General features: G+C 75.8%; 19 protein-coding genes and 1 tRNA gene. 8 read left to right on the forward strand and 12 right to left on the reverse strand.

Annotated features, from left to right (window positions below):
- The 5 genes from Q7T67_RS18535 to Q7T67_RS18555 all read right to left on the reverse strand — a co-directional run bounded on the left by Q7T67_RS18535 (window position 1) and on the right by Q7T67_RS18555 (window position 4,980).
- Entirely contained in the window at window positions 1–309 is a 309-nt protein-coding gene (locus tag Q7T67_RS18535; protein ID WP_304793296.1) for a hypothetical protein, read from the reverse strand.
- A complete protein-coding gene (locus tag Q7T67_RS18540) occupies window positions 306–677 on the reverse strand; it encodes a hypothetical protein (RefSeq protein WP_304793299.1) in 372 nt (123 codons plus the stop codon). Before Q7T67_RS18540 ends, Q7T67_RS18535 begins: the two co-directional genes overlap by 4 nt.
- A gap of 51 nt (window positions 678–728) precedes the next feature.
- Window positions 729–2,438, reverse strand: a complete 1,710-nt coding sequence (locus tag Q7T67_RS18545; RefSeq protein WP_304793302.1) for an adenylate/guanylate cyclase domain-containing protein — start codon at window positions 2,436–2,438, stop codon at window positions 729–731.
- Between the two features lie 122 nt (window positions 2,439–2,560).
- A complete protein-coding gene (locus Q7T67_RS18550) occupies window positions 2,561–4,207 on the reverse strand; it encodes a hypothetical protein (protein ID WP_304793305.1) in 1,647 nt (548 codons plus the stop codon).
- A gap of 65 nt (window positions 4,208–4,272) precedes the next feature.
- Window positions 4,273–4,980, reverse strand: a complete 708-nt coding sequence (locus tag Q7T67_RS18555; RefSeq protein ID WP_304793307.1) for a Crp/Fnr family transcriptional regulator — start codon at window positions 4,978–4,980, stop codon at window positions 4,273–4,275.
- A gap of 59 nt (window positions 4,981–5,039) precedes the next feature.
- On the opposite strand from Q7T67_RS18555, the gene Q7T67_RS18560 reads away from it, so the two are divergent.
- Window positions 5,040–6,215 (forward strand): pyridoxal phosphate-dependent aminotransferase, encoded by a 1,176-nt coding sequence (locus tag Q7T67_RS18560; protein WP_304793310.1) that lies wholly within the window; start codon window positions 5,040–5,042, stop codon window positions 6,213–6,215.
- A 70-nt stretch (window positions 6,216–6,285) separates the two neighbouring features.
- Here the strand turns inward: Q7T67_RS18560 and Q7T67_RS18565 are convergent, their stop codons facing one another.
- Window positions 6,286–7,230: a DUF4272 domain-containing protein gene (locus Q7T67_RS18565; protein WP_304793313.1), complete on the reverse strand. Its 945-nt coding sequence runs from the start codon at window positions 7,228–7,230 to the stop codon at window positions 6,286–6,288.
- Window positions 7,231–7,448: 218 nt separating this feature from the next.
- Here Q7T67_RS18565 and Q7T67_RS18570 point away from each other — a divergent pair, with 218 nt between their 5' ends.
- Window positions 7,449–8,903 (forward strand): spermidine synthase, encoded by a 1,455-nt coding sequence (locus Q7T67_RS18570; protein WP_304793315.1) that lies wholly within the window; start codon window positions 7,449–7,451, stop codon window positions 8,901–8,903.
- A gap of 69 nt (window positions 8,904–8,972) precedes the next feature.
- On the opposite strand, the gene Q7T67_RS18575 is transcribed toward Q7T67_RS18570, so the two are convergent.
- The 3 genes from Q7T67_RS18575 to Q7T67_RS18585 all read right to left on the reverse strand — a co-directional run bounded on the left by Q7T67_RS18575 (window position 8,973) and on the right by Q7T67_RS18585 (window position 11,398).
- Window positions 8,973–9,046: transfer RNA gene (locus Q7T67_RS18575), tRNA-Met, on the reverse strand.
- Window positions 9,037–10,902, reverse strand: coding sequence for a PH domain-containing protein (locus Q7T67_RS18580; protein ID WP_304793318.1), 1,866 nt, complete (start codon window positions 10,900–10,902; stop codon window positions 9,037–9,039). The genes Q7T67_RS18575 and Q7T67_RS18580 overlap by 10 nt, the downstream gene beginning before the upstream one ends.
- Window positions 10,892–11,398 carry a PH domain-containing protein gene (locus tag Q7T67_RS18585; protein ID WP_304793322.1) on the reverse strand — a complete coding sequence of 169 codons (507 nt, stop codon included), beginning with the start codon at window positions 11,396–11,398 and terminating at the stop codon, window positions 10,892–10,894. The genes Q7T67_RS18580 and Q7T67_RS18585 overlap by 11 nt, the downstream gene beginning before the upstream one ends.
- A 67-nt stretch (window positions 11,399–11,465) precedes the next feature.
- Between Q7T67_RS18585 and Q7T67_RS18590 the strand changes: the two genes are divergently transcribed.
- The gene (locus Q7T67_RS18590) at window positions 11,466–12,431 is read left to right on the forward strand and encodes a hypothetical protein (protein ID WP_304793325.1); all 966 of its coding nucleotides are present in this window, start codon (window positions 11,466–11,468) and stop codon (window positions 12,429–12,431) included.
- A gap of 191 nt (window positions 12,432–12,622) precedes the next feature.
- On the opposite strand, the gene Q7T67_RS18595 is transcribed toward Q7T67_RS18590, so the two are convergent.
- Window positions 12,623–13,879: an asparaginase domain-containing protein gene (locus Q7T67_RS18595; RefSeq protein WP_304793328.1), complete on the reverse strand. Its 1,257-nt coding sequence runs from the start codon at window positions 13,877–13,879 to the stop codon at window positions 12,623–12,625.
- Between the two features lie 202 nt (window positions 13,880–14,081).
- Here Q7T67_RS18595 and Q7T67_RS18600 point away from each other — a divergent pair, with 202 nt between their 5' ends.
- The 3 genes from Q7T67_RS18600 to hisS are packed head-to-tail and all read left to right on the forward strand — an operon-like array spanning window position 14,082 to window position 16,484.
- Window positions 14,082–14,450, forward strand: coding sequence for a hypothetical protein (locus Q7T67_RS18600; protein WP_304793330.1), 369 nt, complete (start codon window positions 14,082–14,084; stop codon window positions 14,448–14,450).
- Window positions 14,451–14,499: 49 nt separating this feature from the next.
- Window positions 14,500–15,147 (forward strand): MBL fold metallo-hydrolase, encoded by a 648-nt coding sequence (locus tag Q7T67_RS18605; RefSeq protein ID WP_304793333.1) that lies wholly within the window; start codon window positions 14,500–14,502, stop codon window positions 15,145–15,147.
- A complete protein-coding gene (gene hisS, locus Q7T67_RS18610) occupies window positions 15,147–16,484 on the forward strand; it encodes a histidine--tRNA ligase (RefSeq protein ID WP_304793336.1) in 1,338 nt (445 codons plus the stop codon). Before Q7T67_RS18605 ends, hisS begins: the two co-directional genes overlap by 1 nt.
- 41 nt (window positions 16,485–16,525) lie before the next feature.
- Here hisS and Q7T67_RS18615 read toward each other — a convergent pair whose 3' ends face one another.
- Complete coding sequence (locus Q7T67_RS18615; protein ID WP_304793339.1) at window positions 16,526–18,820, reverse strand: bifunctional UDP-sugar hydrolase/5'-nucleotidase; 2,295 nt, start codon at window positions 18,818–18,820, stop codon at window positions 16,526–16,528.
- Between the two features lie 289 nt (window positions 18,821–19,109).
- On the opposite strand from Q7T67_RS18615, the gene aspS reads away from it, so the two are divergent.
- Window positions 19,110–21,041 carry an aspartate--tRNA ligase gene (gene aspS, locus Q7T67_RS18620; protein WP_304793342.1) on the forward strand — a complete coding sequence of 644 codons (1,932 nt, stop codon included), beginning with the start codon at window positions 19,110–19,112 and terminating at the stop codon, window positions 21,039–21,041.
- A 104-nt stretch (window positions 21,042–21,145) separates the two neighbouring features.
- On the opposite strand, the gene Q7T67_RS18625 is transcribed toward aspS, so the two are convergent.
- Window positions 21,146–21,805 carry a TetR/AcrR family transcriptional regulator gene (locus Q7T67_RS18625; RefSeq protein ID WP_304793345.1) on the reverse strand — a complete coding sequence of 220 codons (660 nt, stop codon included), beginning with the start codon at window positions 21,803–21,805 and terminating at the stop codon, window positions 21,146–21,148.
- A 121-nt stretch (window positions 21,806–21,926) separates the two neighbouring features.
- Between Q7T67_RS18625 and Q7T67_RS18630 the strand changes: the two genes are divergently transcribed.
- The coding region (locus tag Q7T67_RS18630; RefSeq protein WP_304793349.1) for a serine hydrolase at window positions 21,927–23,387 on the forward strand (1,461 nt) is incomplete at its 3' end.

Genomic DNA, 23,387 nt, shown 5'->3' on the forward strand with positions numbered 1-23,387 from the left:
TCAGCCCTCGGCGGTGTCGTCGTGGACGAGACCCGCGAGCGTCTCCTCCGCCACGACCTGGGCGTCGTCGCCGTCGATGGTGCGGATGGCGATCGCCCCGTCGGCCTCGACCGGCGTCTTCGTCGCGATCGTCGACAGCGCCCCGATCGCCGCGTCGAGCCCGAGGAACTCCGCCCACCGGCGCGAGAGTGCGCGGTAGCGGGCGCGCTCCTCGTCGTCCAGCGCCGACCACTCCGAGCCGTAGGCGGCCGCCGCGGTCCGCGCGGCCCGCTCGACGGCCTTGGCGAGGAGCTCGTGCTGGGTGCTCATGCGCGCGGGGCCCCGTCGTCGGCGCCGCGATCGGCCGGGACGTCCGCCGGGTCGACGCCGAAGTCCTCGGGTCGCAGCCCGGACGGCGCACCGATCGTGTCGGGGTCCACGGCGCCGGCGACCGGGCCCGGGTCGCCCTCGGGGCGGTCGGCCATCGTGCGGTAGACCAGCGTCTCCGGATCGTCCGCGCCGTCGACGGCGTAGAGCAGGTGGTCGGCGCAGTCGGGTCGCTCGATCCACAGGCGGGCGAAGAACGACTCGTCCGGTCCGGGCACCTGGACGTAGGGGAGCCGGTGCGCCAGCCGGTGGGTCTCGCCGTCGAGCGGTCCGCCGACGAAGCGCGCGTTGATCGGTTCGGGCTGGATCACGCCCCGGATCGTGCCACGGCCGCCCTCGCCCCGCCGCCGTGGCCCGCCGCCTCACCCCGCCGCCCACACCTCGACGGTCCCGACCCGGCCGCGCAGGGCGACCGGGCCCAGCGGCTGCAGGCCCGTGGCGTCCGGCAGCCGCTCGACGGTGCCGGCGGCCACGAGGATCGCCCGGCCGTGGTCCTTGGTCAGCCCCTCCAGGCGGGCGGAGACGTTGGCGGCGTCGCCGATGGCGGTGTACTCCATGCGGCGCTCCGAGCCGACGTTGCCGGCCATCACCGGCCCGGACGCGAGACCGACACCGAGGCGCAGCTCGCGCTCCACCCCGTCGGCCCGCAGGAGCGCGTGGCACCGATCGAGCGCCGGGCCGGCCATCTCGCGGGCGCAGGCCACGGCCCGGTCCGCGTGGTCGGGCTGCTCCAGCGGCGCGCCGAAGACCGCCATCAGCCCGTCGCCGCGGTAGCCGACGAGCGTCCCGCCGTGCCCGTCCACGCAGTCGCCCATCGCGCCGAGGAAGCGGTTCAGGACGGCGATCCCGCGCTCCGGCTCGAGGTCCTCGAGCAGGGCGGTCGAACCTCGCAGGTCGCAGAAGAGGATCGTCGCGTCGACCCGGACGCCCCCGAGCCGGACCTCGGCGTCGGTGTGGGCGAGGACGTCGTCGACGACGTCGTGGCTGACGAACCGGGCGAAGATCTCGCGGGTCCGTCGGCGCTCGCCCGCCTCGAACGCGGACCCCGCCGCCACCGCACCGAGCGTGCCGAGGCCGAGGGCGACCAGCGGCTCGGCCACCGGCACGACCCGGTCCAGGAGGAACGCGACCCAGGCGATGCCGAGCAGCACCGCAGTCCCGGCGGCCGCGGCCAGCAGGGTCCCGAAGCTCCGGCCCCGGCGGGCGGCGAGCGCGGGGCCGACGGCGGCGAGGGCCGTCAGCAGCAGGCCGAGCGGCCAGGCGCTCTCCCGCAGCGGCACGCCGCGCAGCACCGTGGCGATCGCGTTGGCCTGGATCTCTGGGCCCGACAGCGGCGCCCCGCCGTCCATCGGGGTCGACCGCACGTCCTTCAGCGACGGAGCCGTCGCGCCGACCACGACGATCCGGCCGCGCAGCCGCGAGGCCGCGACCGCCCCGTCCATCACGTCGGAGAACGAGTAGGTGGGGATGGCGCGGTCGCCGCCGACCCAGTCGACGAGCGCCTCGCCGTCGTCGTCGAACCGCGACCGGTCGACGCGGCGTCCCGTGGCCCGTTCGGCGACCGCGACCGGGAAGCCCGTCAGCCGGGCGGTGACGGCGGCGAACCGCCGGAGCACCCCGTCGCCGTCGAGCACCACGCCGACGTGGCCGACGCGCACGCCGATCTCGCGTTGCAGCTCGGCCCCGCCCAGGACCGCGGTGTCGCCCCGGTCGTCCGTCGCGAACCCGGCCAGGACGATGCGCGGGACCGCGGCGACCGCCTCGATCAGCGCGTTGTCGTCCGCCGTGGTCGTCTGCTCGGTGAACTCGACGTCGTAGGCGACGGCCCGCGCCCCGGCCTCGCGCAGCCGGTCGAGCACCCGGGCGTGGAAACGTCGCGAGAACGGGAACCGCTCGCCCACCCGTCGCAGCGTGCGGTCGTCGATCCCGACCACGGCGATCGGCACGGGGCCGATCCGGTCGCGGTCGGTGCCCCGGAGCTCGAAGCGGGCGTCGACCGTCGATCGCTCGAGATCGGTGAGGGCGCCGAGTGCCCCGAGGGCGACGGCGACCACGGCGGACACGACGGCCACGGCGGCGAGGATCCGTCGGCGCTCGGGGGCGGTGTGGTCCCCGGAGCGACGCGGCCGTCCGCGGACCGCACCCGCCGGGGCGCCCGCGCGCCACCGGTCGCGGCCCGGCCGCCGCACCTGGCTCACCGCCGCCGACGCGGACCGGGCGCGACGTACTGCGCGCCGTCGGTCAGGGTCACCCGGCGACCCGTGACCCGGTCGCGCACGCCGACGATGCCCTCGAACACGCGCACGCGGGTCGTCCGGTCACAGCGGTCCTCGACGAGCCAGCGGGTGCCGCGGACCGACGCGGTGGCCCGCGACCCGCGGGTGCGGAAGTCGCCCTTGCCGTCGCCCCAGAGCCGGCGCCCGACCTTCGGCCTCTTCCGGCCCTTCCTCTTCGCGGCGCGCGTCAGGGCCTGCGCGCCCGCCCCCGCTCTCGGAGTCGTCGTCCCCCTGCCCGGTGCGCCCGACCCGCAGGCGAGCCTGCCCGTCAGCCGCACCTCGGTCGCCGCGCCCGCGACCCGGGCCTGGTGCACGACGAAGCGGCCGTCCCAGAAGATTGCCGTGCGGGTGATCCCGCTGCCCGGCGCGGTCTCGGCGGTGAGCCGCACGCGGCCCTTCGTCGCGTCGACCTCGGTGCCGTCGGGGATCAGCGCGCCGCCGGCCTCCAGCGGCTCGTAGGCGCCGCGACCGGGCCGCCGGACGCGGACGCTGCCGCTGACCACCTCGACGATCACCGTGCGACCGGCGACCGCGGACAGGGCGGGAGGAACGGCCTGCGGCGGCGGCTGCTCGGCGGCCGAGCGGAGCGTGTCGACCCGGCCGATCCGCCCGCCGGCCCGGGAGTAGCGCAGGTCGCCGTCGGCCCCGCGGACGAGCTCGACCGGGCCTCCCTGCGGATCGGGCAGCTCGTAGCGCGTGACCTGCCCTGCGTCGGTGATGCGGCCCAGGGCGTCGCGCGTCCCGCCGCTCTCGACGAACCAGAGGGCGCCGTCGGGGGCGGCGGCGACGTCGCCGGGGACGCCCACGCCGGCGGGCAGCGGCATCTCGACCACGAGCCCGTTGCCACCGATCCGCCCGATCGTGCGGGTGCCCGGCACGCTGAACCAGATCCGCCCGTCGGGGCCGGTGCTCAGCCGCGACGGGGTGCTCCCGGGGGTCGGGACGACGACCTCGGTGATCGTCGGGCCCTGGGGGTCGGGCACCGCGCGTCCCAGTCGGCCGGTCCCCGGCTCGGTGAACCACAGGGCGCCGTCCTGCCCCAGCTCGATGTCGTCGGGGGCGCTGCCGGCGGGCAGGGCGTAGACCGAGATCACCCCGCGAGCCGTGCCGGCGGCGACCTGCGCGTCGCTCGGGGCCGTGATCCGCCCCACGAAGTCCTGTCCGGGCACCGTGAACCACATCGCGCCGTCGGGACCGGCCGTGATGCCCGTTGCCCCGGCGACCGTCCGTTGCGAGTACCGGCTGACCTGCCCCTCGGGGGTGATCCGCCCGAAGCCGCCCTGCGTCGCGGTGAACCAGAGGGCACCGTCGGGGCCCAGGGCGATCCGGCCCGGGGTGAGCGCCGTCGGCGGGCGGCCGGTCGGGCTCGGTACGGCGGCGGCGAAGCCCTCGAACGCGTTCGTCGGACCGAGTCGCCCGATCCGGCCGTCGGCGGGGTCGGTGAACCACACCGACCCGTCGGGCGTGGCCGTCATGCCCGACGGGGCGGCGCCCGGCGTCGGGTCGGTCGCCTCCGTCGTGACGACCGCCCCGGCGACGGAGGGCAGCAGCAGGGAGAGGAGCACGGCGAGGGCGACCGTCGCGACCGATGGCCCGGTCCGGCCACCGACGCCCGCCCGCCGCGCGACCGTCATCCGCCGGCCCGCCGGCGCAGGGCCTCGGGGTCGTGGCAGACGATGCTGCGCCGGGCCGTCGTGACCCACCCCAGCTCGCGCATCTGGGCCAGCGCCCGGGCGGTCGACTCGCGGGAGGCCCCGACCCATCCGGCGAGGTCCTCCTGCGTCAGCGGCAGGTCGATGCGCGTGCCGCCGCCATCCGCCTCGGGCACCCCGAACCGCTCGCACAGCTCGCCGATCCGCACGCAGAGCCGCCCGACGACGTCGTGGGCGGCGTGCTCGACGCGCTTGCCGTCGGCGTCGCGCAGGCGCTCGGCCAGGGTGCGCATGACGTACCGCGCGGCGTCCGGGACCGTGGTGACGTAGGTCAGGAAGTCGGCCGGGGCGATCGCGAGGGTCTCGACGGCGTCCAGCGCGGTCATCGTCGCCGAGCGGACCTGCCCGTCGATCGCCGACTGCTCGCCGATCAGGTCGCCCGGCCCGCGCAGCGCCAGCAGGACGTCGCGGCCCTCCGGGGTCAGCCGGGTCAGCTTGACGTGGCCCGTCGTCACCACGAAGACGCGGTCGCCGACCTGCCCGGCGTGCGCGAGCGCGGAGCCGCGGGGGAAGCGGCGCGGCGTCGCGCGGCGCCGGAGCTCGCGACGCTGGTCCTCCTGCAGCGCGTCGAGGAACGTGTCGCCGGGCGCCGCGGGGGCTGAACGACTGTCGGACACGGAGCTCACGGGCGCTCAGCGTACCGCGCAGACCGGCGTGCCGACGGGCTTTTCGACACCATGGTCGGGTGCGCCCCTCGTCCCGCTCCGCCGTGCCGCCGTTCGCGGTCATGGACATCCTCGACGCCGTCCAGCGCCGGCGCGACGCGGGGCTCGACGTCTTCTCGCTCTGCGCCGGCGAGCCCGGTGGCGGCGCCCCGACCGACGTGCGCGAGCACGCGGCCGCGCTGCTGCAGGCCGGCGAGCCCCTGGGTTACACGCCCGCCCTGGGGCTGCCCGTCCTGCGCCGCGCGATCGCCGGGCACTACCGCCGCTGGTACGACCTCGAGGTCGACCCGGGCCGGGTGGCGATCACCACCGGGTCCTCCGGCGCGTTCGTCCTGGCGTTCCTGGCCGCGTTCGGGCCCGGCGACCGGGTCGCGCTCGCGCGGCCGGGCTACCCGGCGTACCGCAACATCCTCACCGCCCTGGGCTGCGAGGTCGTCGAGCTGGAGTGCGGCGCGGGGGAGCGCTACCAGCCGACGCCGGAGCTCCTCGACGCCGCGGTCGGCGCCGGCGGGCCGCTGGCGGGCGTCGTCCTGGCCTCGCCCGCCAACCCGACGGGCACGATGGTCGACGGCCCGGAGCTGGCGGCGCTCTGCGCCTGGTGCGCGGAGCACGACACGCGGCTGGTCAGCGACGAGATCTACCACGGGATCGTCGCCGGCGACCGCGAGCAGGCGTGCGCGTGGAGCCACGACGACCGGACGATCGTGGTCTCGTCGTTCTCGAAGTACTGGGGGATGACGGGCTGGCGGCTGGGCTGGGCGCTCCTGCCCGAGGAGCTCGCGGGGCCGGTCGACGCGCTGGCGGGCAACCTGGCGCTGTGCCCGCCGACCCTGTCGCAGCACGCGGCGGTCCGGGCGTTCTCGGAGCGCTCCTACGCCGAGGCGGACGCGGCCGCCGCCGGGTACCGGGCGCACCGCGAGCTGCTGCTCGAGCGCCTGCCCGCGCTGGGCTGGGGCGCCACCGCGCCGGCGGACGGGGCGTTCTACCTCTACGCGGACGTCGCCGACCGGATCCGCGAGGCGGGCGACCGGGACGCGGTGGCGTGGTGCGCGCGGCTCCTGGACCAGACCGGGGTCGCATTGACGCCGGGCGCGGACTTCGACGCCGTCGACGGGGTGGGCTGGGTGCGGCTGTCCTACGCGACCGACACCGCGACGCTGCGAGCCGGCCTGGAGCGGCTTTCGGCCTGGAGCTGAGCGGCCGGGCGGCCGGGCGGGGCGGCCCGGCGCGACGAGCGGCGGCCGACGCGGTCGACCGTCCGGGCCCTCAGCGGCGCCGCGAGGCCCGGATCTCGCCGTCGACCTCGATGTCGTCCCAGCCGTCCTGGCCCAGGAGCCACTCGAGCGCCCGCTTGCGCTCGGCGATCGCGCCGGGGATGACGTCCCGGGGGAGCGGGCTGCTGGCGCCCCGCAGCTCGTGCTCCTGCACGGCGTAATGGGCGCAGCTCAGGAGGTCCAGGCGGGCGAGCAACTCGGCCTGCGGGCGCAGCAGCAGCTCGGTCGGGGCGCCGGCCGGCTCGGCGGGGCCGACGGCGGCGAACGCGGAGGGGTGGACGGCGCTGAAGCCGGTCGGCTCGAGGTCGTCGAGCATCCCGAGCGCCCAGCCCAGGGCGTGCAGGCCCTCGACGCGGCGACCGATCCACGCGCGGTGGGCGGCCAGCTCGCGGTCGCCCTCCTCGCGGGTGCCCTGGAGGTCGAGGAACGTGCGCTCCTGCGGGGTCGACCACGGCACGAGGCCGCGGCTCTTCAACGACCCGGCGACGTCGGCGGCGGGGGCGCCGTGGACGGCGTGCAGGACGGCCATCAGCGCGCGGACGCGGTCGACGGCGGCGTCGGCGTCGCGCCGGCGGCCGGCGTAGGCGTCGGCCACGACCGGCAGGCCGGTGGCCGACGGGGTCAGGCCGACGTGGGCCAGGGTGGCCAGCGAGCCGCGGCGGACCTGCCGCGGGTCGATCCCGAGCAGGTCGAGCTTGCGGTCCACCACGCGCGTCTCCAGCGCCTCGATCGCCTCGACCTCCGCGGCGTCGGACGGCTTGTCCGACCCGTCGAGCAGGTCGGCCTGCGCCCGCAGTCCGGTGACCGCGCCGTCGAGCGCGTCCGGGTCGTCGGGGCGGTCCTTCAGGACGGAGACGGCGATGCAGCGGCCGAGCGCCGACTCGACCTCGCGGACGAGGACGTCGGTCTCGGATCGGGCAGTGCGGAACCGCAACATCCGGCGACCGTACTCGGGATCTGCCTGCACCGGGACGCCTGAGAGCGGTCCTGCAGGACGGCGGGGAGCCTGCAGGCACGGGCCGCTGGGCGCGGGGCCGGGGCGGTCCCCCGACGACCCGTGGCTCGGGCTCGGCGGGCGGGCCGGCGGTCGTCCCGTGGCGCGCTCGGCGGCGCGCCCGGCGCCCCGCGACGACCGACCTCGTACGGTCCGACCCGATGCGTGCGTGGTGGATCCGGGTCGCGGTGTTCGTCAGCGGCGTGGTGACCCTGGCGGTGGAGTTCCTCGGGCAGCGGATGCTCTCGCCGCGCTTCGGCGACACGATCGACGTGTGGGGCATCACGATCGCGGCGGTGCTCGTCGCGATCGCCGTCGGCACCGCGTTCGGCGGTCGCCTGGCCGACCGCCTCCCGTACGCCCGGGCGATCGGCCCGGTGCTGCTCGTCTCCTGCGCCCTGCTGGCGGCCTGTGCCCTGGTGGGGCCGCCGATCCTCGACTGGTTGAGCCCGCGCACGAGCGACCGCGTCGGGGCGCTGCTCGGCGCCCTCGTCGTGATCGTCCCCGGGTGCACGGCGCTGTCGCTGGTGACGCCGATGGCCGTCCGCGTCAGCGTCCGCGAGGACCTCGTGGGCCGGGCCGCCGGCGACCTGAGCGCCCTGGCGACGCTCGGCGCGGTCCTCGGCTCGATCATCACCCCGTTCTGGCTGATCGGCCTGCTGCCGGTCCCGACGCTGATGCTGCTCTGCGCGGTGCCGATCGGCCTGCTCGCGATGCCGGCGCTGGTCCGCAGCCCGGGGACGGCGGTCGCGGCCGTCATGGGCCTGGGGTTCATCGCGGTGGTCGCGGCGCTGCCGAGCGCGGACACGCTCCGGCCCGGTGACCGGGACGGCTTCGGCACGGTGCGCGCGGTCGTCGACAGCCGCCTGGCCCGCATCGTCATCAGCGACGACGACGAGCGCCGGGCGATGTACTTCGACCGCCCGCAGGTCGTGCAGTCGCTGATCGACCGGGACCAGCCGCACGTCCCGGCGTCGCCCTACATCGCGGCCGCCACGACGCTCGTCTGCCCGAAGGCCCCGCGACGCGTCCTGATGATCGGCCTCGGCGGCGGGGCCCTGCTCGCACCGCTGCGTCGCCTGGTCCCGGACGTCCAGGTCGACGCCGTCGAGCTCGACCCCCAGGTGATCCGCCTGGCGCGCGAATGGATGGGCGTCCGCGAGCGCCCGGGCGACCGCTTCGTCGCCGGCGACGGACGCCGGTTCCTCCAGTCCACCGACCGCCGCTACGACCTGATCTACGTCGACGCGTTCTCCGGCGACCGGATGCCCCCGACCCTGGCGACGACCGAGTTCGCGCGCCTGGCCTCGCAACGGCTTCGCCCCGGCGGCGTCCTCGCCTTCAACGTCCTCACCGTCCCCGAGGCGCCCCTGACCGACGCGATCGCCGCCTCAGCCCGGACGAGCTTCCCGCAGCTGAGCGCCCAGGAGGCCTCGCCCCGCAGGCGTCTGCAGAACGTCCTCCTGCGCACCGGTCCGCTCCCGCAGGCGGCGTGCGTGGACCGCGTCCGGACGACCCTGGGCGTCCCGGACCTCGAGGTCGTGCCGCGGGAGCTGCAGCCCCGCGAGGCGCTGACGGACGCCGAGGCGCCGGTGGACCAGCTGGCGGGGCTCTGAGCGGGGGCCGACGGTCGTCGCATCGGGGCCGGAGAACGCGAAAGGCCCGCTGGTGCGGGCCTTTCGGGATGCCGGAGGAGGGACTTGAACCCCCGACACGCGGATTATGATTCCGCTGCTCTAACCGACTGAGCTACTCCGGCGGGGCGACGGAGGATAGCGAGCCGTCGCGACGGACGGCGGGTGACGGTGCGCGGGTGGTGCGGGCGACCACGGCGCGCTGCAGGTCGTCGGCCACGTCGTCGTCCAGATGGCGGACCTCGCCGGTCCGGCCGGTGGCCAGCGCGACGACGAACGTCGCCAGCCCGGCGCGACGTTGGAAGGGCTGGGTGCGGTGCTGGACGCGCTGCACCCGGCGGGGGAGGGCGACGAGCGTCGTGCGGGCGATGAGCTGCGAGCGGACCGTGAGCGTCCCGGGACCCAGCGCCCATCCGGCGCCGCGCCAGCGCGCCTCGCCCAGGGCGAGGCCGACGACCGGGACGAGGATCGCGAGCAGGTCGACGTCCTCGGGCAGCGTCACCAGGAGGACGAACGCGGGCAGCAGCGAGAGCAGCACCGGGACCGTCCAGTACCGCCGCCGCGCGCGGGCCGGCGGGCGCTGCAGCCGCTCGTCGGTCCACGGCAGCTCGGGGAGCATCCGCTCCAGCAGGGCCGGGAGCTCGCTGCGGTGGACCAGCGGCACGAGCGTGCGGGTCAGCTCGGAGTCCCCGCGGTAGCCGGCGACCTCGACCTGCACGGTGGCGTACCCCAGCGGCCGTCGTAGGAGTCCTTCGACGATCCGGATCCCGTGGATGCGGTCCAGCGGGATCGTGCCGGTGCGCTCGGTGATCAGGCCGCGGCGGACCCGCAAGCGGCGGTCGTCGCGGACGACGGTGAACTCCGCGAACGCCAGGACGGTGCCCGCGACGGAGACGGCCGCGGCCAGCAGCAGGCCGATGATCACGAAGACGACGATCGTCATCGCGTTCGCGCCACTCAGCTCGTCCTCGACGCGGTCGGTGATGCTGCGTGGCAGCAGGTCCTGGCCCTGCGACAAGACCGACCCGACGAGCACGGCGACGAGGCCGAGCTGCGGTCCGGTGAGCGCCGCGGTGACGAGCTGTCGGGAGGTGATCGCGTAGACGGGGGCGGGGGAGGGGGCGAGCGCCGCGGCGTGGACCGGGACGCGGTCGACGCCCTGGCCGGTCCGACCACCCTGGCCGCGGTGGTCGATCGGGCTGCCGTGGTCGACCGAGCCAACGTGGTCGACCCGGCCGTCCGGGCCGGGCGATGAGGACGGTCCGCCCGGAGGCGCCCATCCGTCCGTGCGGTCCAGTGCGTCGGCCCCGACCCGGCCCGGCGTCCCGGCCCATCCGTCCGCGCGGTCCGGCGCGCCGACCCCGTCGCGGCCCGGTGCCCCGGCGCCCACCGCCGCCGACCCCGGCGCGCCCGCCCCGGCGTGCCCGAGCGCGGCCCGCAGGCGCTCGGCCTCCTCCGTCGTCAGGGCGTCGAGGCGCAGCTCCGCGGCCTTGCCGCCACCGGCGGTCTGGACCTCGAGCGCGACGAGCCCGAACACGCGTTGGATCAACCCGCGGCTGGTGTCGAGTGCCGAGATCCGCGATGCGGGGACGACGCGCTCGCGCCGGGCCAGGACGCCGCTGCGCACGCGGAGGGTCCCGTCGACGACCGCGTAGCGCGTCGCCCACCACTCGACAGCGCGAAGGCCGATCACGATCGCCGACAGGGCCAGCGCCGCGGGGACGGCCCACTCGCGCAGCCCGACGGCCAGCCCGATGAACGCGGGCACGAGCCCGCGCAGCACGGAGAGCGCGCGGGTCAGGACCCACGCGGGGTGCATGCGGCGCTCGTCGACCTCCGTCGCGCCGTCACCGGTCGGGCGGTCGCCGGTCGCCCCGTCGCCGGTCGCCCCGTCGCCGGTCGGCCCACCCGCCGTCGGCCCACCGCCCGTCGCCGCACCTCTCGTCGCCCCGTCGACCGGCGGCTCCGGCTCAGACGTCATCGGGCACCCGCGCGAGCACGGCCACGCGGGCCCGGATCCGCTCGGCCTCGGGAGCGTCGAGCGCGGGGATCGTCACGGAGCCCGCGGCGGTGTGCAGCTCGATCTCGGCCAGGCCCATGCGGGTGGACAGCGGCCCGCGGTGCAGGTCGACGTGCTGGACGCGGACCATCGGCACGACGGTGCGGGTCACCACGACCAGACCCTCGTGCAGGTCGACCTCCTCCTCGCCGATCGCGTACCACCAGATCCGGCGCCGGATGCGCGGGACGAGGACGATCACCGCGGCGGCGGCGGCCCAGGCGGCGACGCCCAGGACGACCCGCAGGGCGGGGGAGACGTCGACCAGGATCAGGACGACCGTCGCGACGATGCACGCCGGGACCAGCCAGAGCGCCAGGCCCAGACGCCAGTAGGGGACGGCGCGCGCGGAGAGCTGACGGCGGCCGTCGTCGCCGGGCAGCGGCGGGCGCGCGACGGCGGGTGCGGGCTCGGTCACCGGGCGGACACTACGGGCCGCACCGGCCCGCACGGCCCGGGACGCCACTCGGCTAGCGTCGACCGGGATGTCCTCCGCCCAGCCGTCGCCCGATCCGACCACCCCCGGCGCCCCGCCGCTGCTGGTGGCGGTGCCGAACGTCAGCGAGGGCCGCGACCGCGCGGCGATCGACGCGATCACCGCCGCCTACGCCGCAGGCGCGCCCGCCGGCGCCGCCGCCCGTCCGGGCGATCCGGCGCCCGCGTGCGTCCTCGACGTCCACTCCGACCCCGACCACCACCGCACGGTCCACACGCTCGCCGGGGCGCCGGGGGCGCTCGCCGACGCGCTGCTGGCCGGGGCCGAGGAGGCGATCGCCCGGATCGACCTCGGCACGCCGCGCGGCGTCCATCCGCACGTCGGGGCCCTCGACGTGTGTCCGGTCGTCTTCCTCGACGAGGACCGGCGCGGCGCCGCGGTCCTCGAGGCGCTGGCCGTCGCCGAGGCGCTCGGCGATCTCGGCCTGCCCGTGTTCCTCTACGGCGAGCTCGGCGACGGCCGGGCCCGCGCCGACGTCCGGCGCGGCGGCGTCGCGGCGCTGGCCGAGCGGATGGCCGCCGGCGAGCTTCGGCCGGACTTCGGGCCCGCCGCGCCGCACCCGACCGCCGGCGCCGTCCTCGTCGCGGCGCGTCCGCCGCTCCTGGCCTTCAACGTCGAGCTGGCCCCGCCGTCGACGGTCGAGCACGCCCGGGCGATCGCCGCGGCGATCCGCGAGGGCGGCCCCGACGGGCTGCCGGGTGTCCGCGCCATCGGCTTCGGGCTCGAGCACGCGGAGGGCCTGGCCGCCGGCGGCGAGGTCGTGGCGCAGGTCTCGTGCAACGTCGAGGACCACCGCGCGGTGCCGCTGGCCGAGCTCGTGCGGGCGATCGCCCTGCACGCCCCGGTGGCGGCCTGCGAGGTCATCGGTCTGCCGCCCGCCGCAGCGTTCGATGGCTTCCCCGAGCACGTCGTCGTGCGGAACCGCCGCACGATCGAGGACGCGATCGCGGGCTGAAGGATCCTGGTCTTCGGCCGGGGCCCCGTTCTTCGGCACGTTTCCCTCGCCAGGCGGGGCGAACGTTCGGGAGAACGGTGGGATGGGGGTGCGGGTCCGACCGTCGCGGCCCACAGCACGCCGGACGCGACGCCACTCCCGCGGCCCGGGACTCGCAGCGCCCTCTCGCCGGCCTCCGTACTCGCCCGGCCTCAGCCCCCGGTACGCGCCTGGTGCTGCACGCGCCGCCGCGGCGCGGGGCGCCCGACCAGCGCGACCTCGCCCGCGATCGTCCGCCGCATCAGGGCGCGGGTGCGGGCCTGGTCACCGCCGGTGACGGCCAGCGCCCACATGAGCTTCACCGTCGCCGTCGAGGTCAGGACGCCGGGGAGGAACCCGATGCCCGACGCCGTCAGGCTCGGCAGCGACGGGTAGTACGAGCCGGCGACCTCGGGGGCGGCGGCCACCGTGCCGACGACCACGCCGCCGCGTGCGGTGACGTGCTCGGCCAGCCGGGAGAGCGACGCGTCGTCGTCGCCCGTCGGGCCGGTCGCGCAGGGGTAGAGCTCGGCGACGACCCCCAGCAGCCCGCCCGCGTCGACGGCCGCCTCCAGCGCGGTCACCGGCAGGCCGGGGTGGACCCGCAGCTCGAGCACGCGCGGGTCGAAGCGCGCGACCCGCGGGTGCTCCGTCACGCCGATCGCGGCGCCCGCCCGCGCAGCGGACCAGCCGTTGACCGGGGTGGTGCCGTTGGCGCCCGGGGTGTCGAGCCCGTCGAGGACCGCCGAGACCGGGCCGGCGGGACCGTCGGCCATCGCGCCGAGGCGCTGCTCCGACGTCGGACCGAGCGGCTGGGGGAGCGGCCACGGCACCAGCCGGCGCATGCGTCCGCGCTCGACGACGGCGACCGGCCCGCCGTTGGGCGAGACGAACGCCCGGCCGGAGGCGCGCTCCTTGCGCACGCGGGTTCCCAGGTGGACCAGCGCGTCGCCGTCCGGGGTGCCGGCAAAGACGAGGTAGACGCCGTCGGGGAGCGTCCGCAGGGCGACGAGGGCGGCGCGGACGTTGTTCTTCGCGTCGCTCTCCTCGGCGTCGGGCGGCAGGTTGCTGCCGGTCAGGACGATCGGCAGCCGCAGGTCGGCCAGCGCGAAGGACAGCGCGGCCGCCGCGTAGGCCATGGTGTCGGAGCCGTGCAGGACGCAGATCGCGTCGACCCCCCGCTCGGCGAGCTTGCGGCACGAGGTGGCGATCGCCTCCCAGTCCGACGGCCGCGCCTCCTCCGAGTGCAGCTCGACGGGGCGCTCGATCGACAGCTGGTGCGCCCCGAACGCGGCGAGCGGACCGCTGAGCCAGCCCGGCATCCCCGCGGCGTTGGGGCCCCGCATGAGCCGGACGACGTCGGAGTCGCCCGGGGAGGTCGAGCCGATCGTGCCTCCGGTGAGGACGAGGCCGAGGCGCATGCGCGACATCTCCGAGAGAGGGTACGCCAGCCCGGTGTGCGGCCCGTCGGCACGGTCGGCGGCCCGTCCGCGCCGTGCGACGGCGGCCCCGGCCCGCCGTGGCCGGACGACCGGCTCGCGCCCGTCGGCGTCGCCACGGGGCGTCGCGTCGGCGCACGGGGCCGACGGGGTCGGCGGGCCCGCACGCGCGTCGATACGCTGGAGCGCGCAGATGGCCCGTCAGACCAAGCGCAAGACCAAGCACCGCGGCAACGCCGCCGGCATGATCGAGGCGCGCGGCGTGACGCATGCGCGCTCGGGTGGCGGCCCCGCCACCAAGGGTGGCCGGTCGACCGACCCGCGGCTGCGCGAGCCGTCGTGGCGCTCGGCGTTCATCCGCGCGCTGTTCGCGGCCGGCATCTTCGCCGTCGTGATGCTCGCGGTGCTGAAGGGCAGCCCCGCCGGCGTGCTGCTGACGACGATCCTGCTGCTCGGCGTCTACACCCCGTTCGGCTTCTACTTCGACCGCTGGATGTACCGCCGTCGCCTGGCGCAGGTCGCCGGGCAGCGGGCGGCCGCGAAGGCCAAGCCCAAGCGCTGAACGGGCGCGCCCGCGGCGGCATCGAACTCACAGAGGGGAAGGACCCACCATGGACGTCCGCATGTACACCGTCGGGATGATCCAGGAGAACTGCTTCCTGGTCAGCCACGAGGGCGCGTCGGAGGCCGTGATCGTCGATCCCGGCGACGATGCCCCGAAGCTGCTCGCGGCGATCGAGGAGCACGGCCTGACCCTGGCCGGGATCCTCATCACCCACACCCACTTCGACCACATCGGCGCGGTCGCCGACCTGCACGACGCCACGGGCGCCGAGGTCTGGTGCCCCGCCGGCGAGGTCGAGACGCTGAAGGACCCCAACGCGGTCATGCGCTGGGAGGGCTTCGGGCCGTTCCGCGGCTACGACCCCGAGCACCTCGTGAAGGGCGGCGACGTCGTCTCCCTCGCGGGCATGGACTTCCAGGTCGTCTCGACCCCGGGCCACAGCCCCGACCACGTCACCTACGCGCTGCCGGACGAGGGCGTCCTGTTCTCCGGCGACGTCCTCTTCCAGGGCTCCATCGGCCGCACCGACCTGCCCGGCGCGGACCACGCGACGCTGATGCGGTCGATCGCCACCCTGCTCGAGCGCTTCGACGACGCCGCGACCGTCTGCCCGGGCCACATGGGCCCGACGACGCTCGGTCAGGAGCGACGGACCAACCCCTTCATCCTCGACATGCTCGAGAACGGCGCCTGATGGCCGGCGCGACCGACGACGCGGCGGCCGCGTCGGCGAAGGGCAAGGGCGGCGGCAGGCGGCAGAAGGTCCAGACCCTTCCCGGCACCCACGACGTGCTCCCCGACGAGTTCGACCGGCGCCGCCGGATCGAGGACGTCGCGACGCTTGTCCTCGAGGGCGCCGGCTACCGGCGGATCGAGACGCCGATCTTCGAGGACACCGACCTCTTCGCCCGCGGCGTCGGCGGCTCGACGGACGTCGTGCAGAAGGAGATGTACACCTTCGAGGACCGCGGGCAGCGATCCGTGACGCTGCGTCCCGAAGGCACCGCAGGGGTGGTCCGGTCGTACATCGAGCACGGCATGCACAAGCTGCCCCAGCCGGTGAAGCTCTGGTACTGGGGGCCGTTCTTCCGCTACGAGCGGTCGCAGAAGGGCCGCCAGAAGCAGTTCTGGCAGCTGGGCATCGAGTCGTTGGGCTCCGACGACCCGTCCGTCGATGCCGAGGGCATCGTCCTGCTGCACCGGATCCTCCGCGACCTCGGCGTGCCCGGCCTGCGGCTGCGGCTCGGGTCGCTGGGCACGCCCGCCGGCCGCGAGGGCTACCGCGAGACGCTCGTCGCGTACCTGCGCGAGCACGAGGATCGCCTGTCGGACGAGGTCCGCGAGCGGATCGACCTGAACCCGCTGCGGGCGTTCGACTCCGACCATCCCGGCACGCGCGAGGTCATGGAGGGCGCGCCGCTGCTCCTGGACCACCTGCCGGCCGAGGACACCGAGCACTTCCACGAGGTCCGTGCGCTGCTCGACGGTGCGGGGGTGGAGTACGAGGTCGACCCGACCCTCGTGCGCGGCCTGGACTACTACTCGCGGACGCTCTTCGAGTTCACCTCGGACGCGCTCGGCGCCCAGTCGGGCGTCGGCGGCGGCGGACGCTACGACGGGCTCGCCGAGCTCATCGGCGGGCCGGCGACGCCCGGCTTCGGCTGGGGTGCCGGCATCGAGCGGATCCTGCTGGCGCAGGCCGCCGGCCACCCCGACGACCCCGACCACCCGGAGCCCGGCCACGACGCCGAGCCCGAGGGCCTGGCCGGCGCGGACCTCTACGTCGCGTGGACCGACGGGCACCGCCGCGAGGCGTTCGACCTGGCCGACGCCGCCGGCCGCGAGGGCCTGGCCGTCCGGCTGGACCAGGCGCCGGGCCGCGGCATCAAGGGCCAGCTGCGCCGCGCCGAGAAGGCGGGCGCCCGGACGGTCGTCGTGCTCGACGACGACGGCATCCGGGTCGAGCGCGCCCCGGGCGGTCGGGCCACCGGCCTGACCGTCGGCGACGCGCTGGCGGCCGCGCGGGTCTGAGGGCGCGGCGGCCCGGCCGCCGCCCCGCAGCAGCCCGTGCCCTACGGCACCGGCACCGGCTGGAACCGCAGGTCGCCGCCGACCGGGTACCTCGCGGCGGTGACCGTCTTGTTCAGCCCACCGTCGGCGACCGGCGCGGTCAGGAACTCCTCGAGGGACTGCTGGTAGGCGATGCCCACCGGCTGGACCGTCGGCTTGCGGAACGGGTAGTCGTCGCCGCCGTTGCCGTTGGTGCCGCCGCGGGCCGTGAAGTCCGTCGTGGCGACGTTGACCGCCGGGGCACCGGCCACGACCGCGCCGTTCTCGACGATCTTCGTGCCGTTCGCGAGCGTCGCGGTGCGGATCCGCTGGCCCGGGGTGGCGATCGTGCCGTCCGCCAGGTTCAGCGTCTGCTTCTGCTTCGAGACGTCGTAGGCGACCGTGATGCCGCTGACGTGCGAGAACCCGCCCTTGGCCGACGGCAGGGCCTCGACGCCCCACTCGAGCAGCTCCTTCAGCTGCGACGCGGGGACGGACGGGACGCGGCTGATGACGTTGTTGAAGGGCAGGACGCGGAACGTGTCGCCCTGGCTGACCGGTCCGGGCCCGGGGATCGACGCGCGGATGCCGCCGCCGTTGACCAGCCCGACGGTCTGCAGGCCGTTGTCGGCGATGACGCCGTCCTTCACCGCGTCGAGGACGGAGAAGCGGAAGGCGTCCGCGACGAGGTCGCCGAGGTTGCTCTCCTTCTGGCGGATCGGGTCGGGGTTGCCGCCGTTGAGGGCCACCTCCGACTGCGCGAGGACGGTCTCGTCCGCGACCTTGGAGTAGGCGGCGAGCGGGTCGACGACCTGGGCCTTCAGGGCAGCGTCCGGGGCCGCGACGTCGGGATCGCCGGTGCGGCCGGAGACCCGGACGGGGCCGCTGCGGGACCCGTCGACCTGGTCGATGTGGCCGGCCTGGTCGAAGGTCACCGTCAGGCGACCGACGTAGTTGTACTCGCCGGCCGTGGTGACGACGGGGACGACGCGGCCGGTCTTGTCGGCCAGCCGCAGGGGGTAGTTGCCGACCGGCGTCGGGAAGCCGCCCGCCGGGTCGCCCGTCGTCGGGACGAGCAGGTCGCCGGAGTTGGCCAGCAGGTCGTCGCCGCCACCGGCGATGACGATGTCGACGTTCTCGAGCAGGGGGATCAGGGCGCGCTCGTTCGCGACGCTCTGCAGGTGCGACGAGAGCACGATCTTGTTGACGCCCGCGTCGGTGAGCTTCTTCGCCTCGGCGTTGACGACGTCGGCGACGGCGGCGTTGAACGCGACCTTGCCGGGGGAGGAGATCGACGGCGTCTCGGGCGGTGTCACGCCGATGACGCCGAGCCGCTCGCCGCCCTTCTGCACGACCGTGGAGCTCGCGATCTTGCCCGAGGCCCGCAGCGCCTGGAGGGTCGGCTCCTGCGACACGTCCGTGTTGGCGCTGAGGAAGGTGGTCCTCGTGGTCCCCCCGATGAACTGGGCCAGGCGGGCGGGGCCGAAGTCGAACTCGTGGTTGCCGATCGTCGCGGCGTCGTAGCCCAGGAGGTCCAGGGCGGTCGAGTCGTACCAGGGCCCCTGGCCGGCGTCGAAGCGCGCGAACGAGGCGCGCAGGTTCAGGCCCGCGAGGAAGTTGTCGCCGGAGGAGACCGTCAGCGTGCCCTTGGACTCCGCACCGGCCTTCTCGGCCGCGGTCACGTGGTCGGCGGCGGCGGTGCGCAGGCGGTTCAGCACCGTCGCGAAGCGGTCGACGCCGCCGTAGTTCGCGGGGGCGTCGGAGGTCGCGTACTTCGACTCGCCGTCGTTGTTGTGCAGGAGCGTGAGGCGGAAGCTCTTCTCCTTCGGCGTCGCCGGGACCTCGACCGTGGGCCCGGGGACCGTGACCGTCGGGCCCGGGACGGGGACGGGCACCGGGACGGTCGTCGTCGGCCCGGGGACGGCGGGGCCGGGAACGGTCTTCGTGGGGCCGGGCACCAGGCGGGTGGTCTGGATCACCGTGCGGCCGCCGCAGTAGCGCGTGGTGACCCGCAGCGTGGTCGAGCTGACGCTCGAGGTGCGCCGCCGGATCTTCGCGTTGCTCTTCGACCGTCCGCACTTGCGGCTGATCGTCTTCGGACGCTTCAGCCCGGCGCGGGTCGTGACCGTGCGGGACGTCTTCGTGGTCCGGGTCTTCTTCTTCGCCTTCGCCGTCCTCGACGCGGACGCCTTCGCACGGACCGGGGCGTCGGACGCGCCGGCAGCGGCGGGTCCGGCGACGGTCGAGGCGGCGACGGCGGCGATCAGCGTCGCGGTGGCGACGGCGCGGCGGGTCGGCGGTGAGGTGGGACGTGGCACGGACCGGGGTCCTTGGAACGGGGGCACGCGTGGCACCCTAGGTCTCGTCCTGGCCCGGCCGGTGACGGTTCGGTGACGTCCGTGTGACGCCGCCGTGCCCGCCTGTGCCCGGCCACCGTCGCCCCGGTGCGAGCTGCGGAGGAGCGGCCTCCCGGGTGTACGAGGTCCACCTCCGCGACGCCGCGGGGGCGCGACCCCGGGCCCCTGCGCGAAGCCGCGGGGGCGCGACCCCGGGCCGGACTCCGGCCTGGAGACCCGGCCGTCACGGTGGCCGGTACCCTCGGGCGTCATGCCTGCTGCGGAGCCGACCTCCTCCACCGACTCCAAGAACGAGCGGATCGCCGCCCTCGTCCGCGACACCGTCGGCGCCGCGCCGGTCCATGCGAACCGGTACCGCTCGACCTGGGCCGGCCTCCTCACCGACGAGGCCGTCGGCCAGACCCCGCGCGTCGCCGGCTGGGTCCACCGCCGCCGCGACCACGGCGGACTGATCTTCGTCGACCTCCGCGACCGCTCCGGCCTGCTGCAGGTCGTCTTCGACCCCGCCACCTGTGGCGCCGACGTCTTCCAGGCCGCCGAGCGAATCCGCCCCGAGCACGTCATCTCCGCCGAGGGCGAGCTCACGCTCCGCGGGCCCGAGCACGTCAACCCGAAGATGCTCACCGGCACGGTCGAGCTGCGCGCCACGTCGCTCGACGTCCTCGCCGAGGCCGAGACCCCGCCGTTCCCGGTCGACGAGGACGGCCCGGTCGACGAGCTCCTGCGCCTGCAGCACCGCGTCATCGACCTGCGCCGGGAGCACACGCGCGACGCGCTGCTCCTGCGCTCCCGCATCGTCCGCGCGATCCGCGACGCGATGGAGGACGAGGGCTTCCTCGACATCGAGACCCCGTACCTGACCCGCTCCACGCCCGAGGGCGCCCGCGACTTCCTCGTGCCGTCGCGCCTGCAGGCCGGCTCGTTCTACGCCCTGCCGCAGTCCCCGCAGCTGTTCAAGCAGCTGTTCATGGTCGCCGGCCTGGACCGCTACTACCAGGTGGTCCGCTGCTTCCGCGACGAGGACCTGCGCGCCGACCGCCAGCCCGAGTTCACGCAGCTGGACGCCGAGCTGAGCTTCGTCGACGAGGACGACGTGATCGCGATCTTCGAGCGCGTGATGGCCCGCGCGTTCGTCGCCGGCGGCCTCGACCTGCCCCGGCCCGCCTGGGAGCGGATGCCCTACGACGAGGCCGTCCTGCGCTACGGCAACGACCGCCCCGACCGCCGCTTCGGCCTCGAGATCCAGGAGCTCTCGGAGGCCCTGTCGACGACCGAGTTCAAGGTCTTCGCCGGCACGCTGTCCTCCGGCGGCGTCGTCCGCGGCATCAACGCCGGCGGCCTCACGGTCCCGCGCAAGCAGCTCGACGAGCTCACCGACATCGCCAAGAAGGCCGGCGCCGGCGGCCTCGTCTGGGGCTTCGTCGAGCCCGACGGCTCGTGGCGCTCCCCGATCGCCAAGTTCCTCACGCCCGAGGAGATCGAGGCGATCAAGACGACGCTGTCGGCCTCGCCCGGCGACCTGCTGCTGATCGTCGCCGACAAGGCCCCGGTCGCGGCGAACGTCCTCGGCGTCCTGCGTCTGGAGCTCGCCGACCGCTTCGACCTCCGTGAGGACCGCAACGACGTCCTCTGGATCGTCGACTTCCCGATGTTCGAGGGCACCGCCGGCGACGGCACCAACCTCGGCGGCGGCCGCTGGGACGCGGTCCACCACCCCTTCACCCAGCCGTGCGCCCCCGGCGGCGCGCCCGTCTCGGCCGAGGACCTGGCCCCGGGCGGGGCGTTCAACGACGACGAGACCACGCCCGGCGACCTGCACTCCCGCGCCTACGACCTCGTGGTCAACGGCTGGGAGGTCGGCGGCGGCTCGATCCGCGTCAACCGCCCCGACCAGCAGCGCGCGATCCTCGACCTGCTCGGGTTCTCCGCGGAGGAGGCCGACGAGCAGTTCGGCTTCCTGCTCGACGCGCTGAAGGCCGGCGCCCCGCCGCACGGCGGCATCGCGTTCGGCGTCGACCGCCTCGCCGCCCTGTGCGCCGGGCGCGACTCGCTGCGCGACGTCATCGCGTTCCCGAAGACCTCCTCGGGCGGCGACCCGCTGACCGGTGCGCCGGCGCCCGTCGACACGAAGCAGCTCGGCGACCTGGGCCTCCGGTCGACGATCGCGCCGCCGCAGGGCTAGGGCCGCCCGCCTCGGGCCCGCGCCGACCGGTGCGGGCCCGGCGGTCGGGCGCCGCGGGGACGACGCCTGCCGACACCCGAGCGGGCGGCCGGGCGCGCCGCGGCTCAGGCGCCGCCGGAGAACCCGGCGAGCGCCTTGATGCCCGGGTAGAAGAGCGCCGTGATCCAGTCCACGAGCTCCTCCGGCGGCACGTCCCGGTTGGCCTGCCACCAGTAGGCGAGGCCCTCGAACGCGCCGTTGAGCGCATGGGCCAGCGCCTCGATCCGCCACTCGTCGAGCTCCACGCCGAAGCCGCCGACGGTCTCGCGCGTCAGCTCGGTCAGCAGCGCGCTCTGCTGCGCCCGGATCGCGAGGATCGGCTCGGAGCCCGGCTCGGGACCCGCGGTCAGCAGCAGGTCCCAGCCCCCGTGCTCCTCGGCCACGAAGTGCAGGAACGCGACGGCCCCGGCGCGCATCCGCCGCTCCGGATCCGACTCGGTCAACGCCGCGTCGGCGACGAGCTCGGCGAGCGCCCGTCCGGCACGCTCGACGCACCGCAGGTAGAGCGACTCCTTGCTGCCGACGAGGTCGTAGACGACGGGCTTGGACACCCCGGCCCGCGAGGCCAGCTCGTCCATCGACGCGCCCTGGTACCCGCGCTCGGCGAACAGCGACTGCGCGATCCGCAGCACCTGCTGCTCGCGGACGGCACGGGGGACGCGGCCGTGCGGGAAGTCGCCGACGACCGGGTCGGAGGGGTCGGTGGGCTCTCCGGGTGTGTTCATGCGACCGACCCATGATCGGGCATCGTGCGGCGTCGCGGCGCGCGGGGGCGGGGGACCCCCGGGCGCGGTCCCGCGAGCCGAAAGGCGTGTGACAGATGAACGGCCTCTGTACTGTCGCGACATGAGAGCCCCGTGGCGCGCGAGCCCCCCGTCCCACCGCCCACCGGCCACCCGTCCCGGCCGGCGCGGCCTGACCGCGGTCGCCGTCGGGGCGGCGCTCCTGACCGCCGCCCCGACAGCCGGCGCCACGACGGTCCCGTCACCGTCCACGACGCGCGCCGCGGTCCCCGAGCTGCGGTGCGCCGAGCCCACGGGACGGGGCGAGCCTGCCCGCGCGAGCGCCGCGGCGTCGGGGATGGACGACGCGGCACTGGGCCGGGCGATCAGCACGGCGACGGCCCGGGCGGGCGGCTCGGTGGCCGTCTACCGCTACGGCTGCCTCGTCGCGTCCGCGCACGCCGAGGGACCGGAGCGCGGCTACCAGAGCTGGTCGGCGTCGAAGTCGGTGGTCTCGATGGCGGTCGCCCGGGCGATGCAGCTCGGGCTGCTGTCGATGGACGACACGGTCGGGTCGCTGATCCCGGAGGCCGACGCCGCCCACGGCCGGATCACCGTCCGGCAGCTCCTGCAGCAGAACAGCGGCCTGCACCAGAACCTCGTCCGCGACTACAACTTCATCCTCGACGACCACCTGCAGAACGCGCTGACGCTGCCGTTCGACCACGCCCCCGGCAGCCACTTCACGTACGGGCAGGTGACGGTCTCGCTGCTGGCCGAGGTCGTCGGTCGCGCGGCGGGGGAGGACTACCAGGCGTTCCTGCGCCGCGAGCTCTTCGCGCCCCTGGGCATCCCGGCCGACGCCGCGGCGATCCACCGCGACCGGGCGGGCCGGACCGACGGCTACATGGGCATCGAGATGGCGACGAAGTACTGGTCGCGTCTCGGGCGGCTGCTGCTCCAGGACGGCAGCTGGGGCGGCCGGCGACTGCTGCACGAGGACTGGACCGCACAGGTCGCCCGGCCGACGGCGACCAACGCGTGCTATGCGCTGCTGTTCTGGCCCGACGCCCCGGGCTGCACCGGCCGCTGGGCACCCGCGGACGGCTACGAGATGAACGGGCTGGGCGAGCAGATCGTCTGGGTCGTCCCGAGCCAGTCGCTCGTCGTCGTGCGCTTCGGCAGCATCACCAGCGGCGTCAAGGATCCGCTGAAGGAGGCCGTGACGAAGGCGATCCGCGCGCCGTCGACGGTGCCCGAGCGCGCCCCCGAGCGCGACGACGGCAAGCCGGCGGTCGATCCCGACGAGGCCTTCCGGACGATCCTGAACCTGCAGGACGTCCTGGCGGTGGCCGGGGTGCGCCTCGAGCCGCTGCCCGGCGCCGGGCCGGCACGGGCCCGCGCGCTGCAGGTGCGCACCCGCGCCCTCACCGCCACCCGCGACGGGGCGATCGACGTCCCGGTCTCCTGCCCGCGCACGGCGCGGATGGCGTGCGCCGGGTCGATCGACGCGGCGGCGGCGGGCGCTGCGACCGCCGCGACCCCCGCGGCGACCACGGCCGCGGCGCCGGCGCTGGCCCGCGGC

This window comes from Patulibacter sp. (assembly GCF_030655195.1).
Classification (GTDB): Bacteria; Actinomycetota; Thermoleophilia; order Solirubrobacterales; family Solirubrobacteraceae; genus Patulibacter.

What these genes read in the sequence shown, in the direction of transcription:
- Q7T67_RS18535 (WP_304793296.1), bottom strand. Translation starts at nt 309, where the DNA reads ATGAGCACCCAGCACGAGCTCCTCGCCAAGGCCGTCGAGCGGGCCGCG.
- Q7T67_RS18565 (WP_304793313.1), bottom strand. Translation starts at nt 7,230, where the DNA reads ATGTTGCGGTTCCGCACTGCCCGATCCGAGACCGACGTCCTCGTCCGC.
- Q7T67_RS18570 (WP_304793315.1), top strand. Translation starts at nt 7,449, where the DNA reads ATGCGTGCGTGGTGGATCCGGGTCGCGGTGTTCGTCAGCGGCGTGGTG.
- Q7T67_RS18580 (WP_304793318.1), bottom strand. Translation starts at nt 10,902, where the DNA reads ATGACGTCTGAGCCGGAGCCGCCGGTCGACGGGGCGACGAGAGGTGCG.
- Q7T67_RS18590 (WP_304793325.1), top strand. Translation starts at nt 11,466, where the DNA reads ATGTCCTCCGCCCAGCCGTCGCCCGATCCGACCACCCCCGGCGCCCCG.
- Q7T67_RS18595 (WP_304793328.1), bottom strand. Translation starts at nt 13,879, where the DNA reads ATGTCGCGCATGCGCCTCGGCCTCGTCCTCACCGGAGGCACGATCGGC.
- Q7T67_RS18600 (WP_304793330.1), top strand. Translation starts at nt 14,082, where the DNA reads ATGGCCCGTCAGACCAAGCGCAAGACCAAGCACCGCGGCAACGCCGCC.
- Q7T67_RS18605 (WP_304793333.1), top strand. Translation starts at nt 14,500, where the DNA reads ATGGACGTCCGCATGTACACCGTCGGGATGATCCAGGAGAACTGCTTC.
- hisS (WP_304793336.1), top strand. Translation starts at nt 15,147, where the DNA reads ATGGCCGGCGCGACCGACGACGCGGCGGCCGCGTCGGCGAAGGGCAAG.
- aspS (WP_304793342.1), top strand. Translation starts at nt 19,110, where the DNA reads ATGCCTGCTGCGGAGCCGACCTCCTCCACCGACTCCAAGAACGAGCGG.
- Q7T67_RS18625 (WP_304793345.1), bottom strand. Translation starts at nt 21,805, where the DNA reads ATGAACACACCCGGAGAGCCCACCGACCCCTCCGACCCGGTCGTCGGC.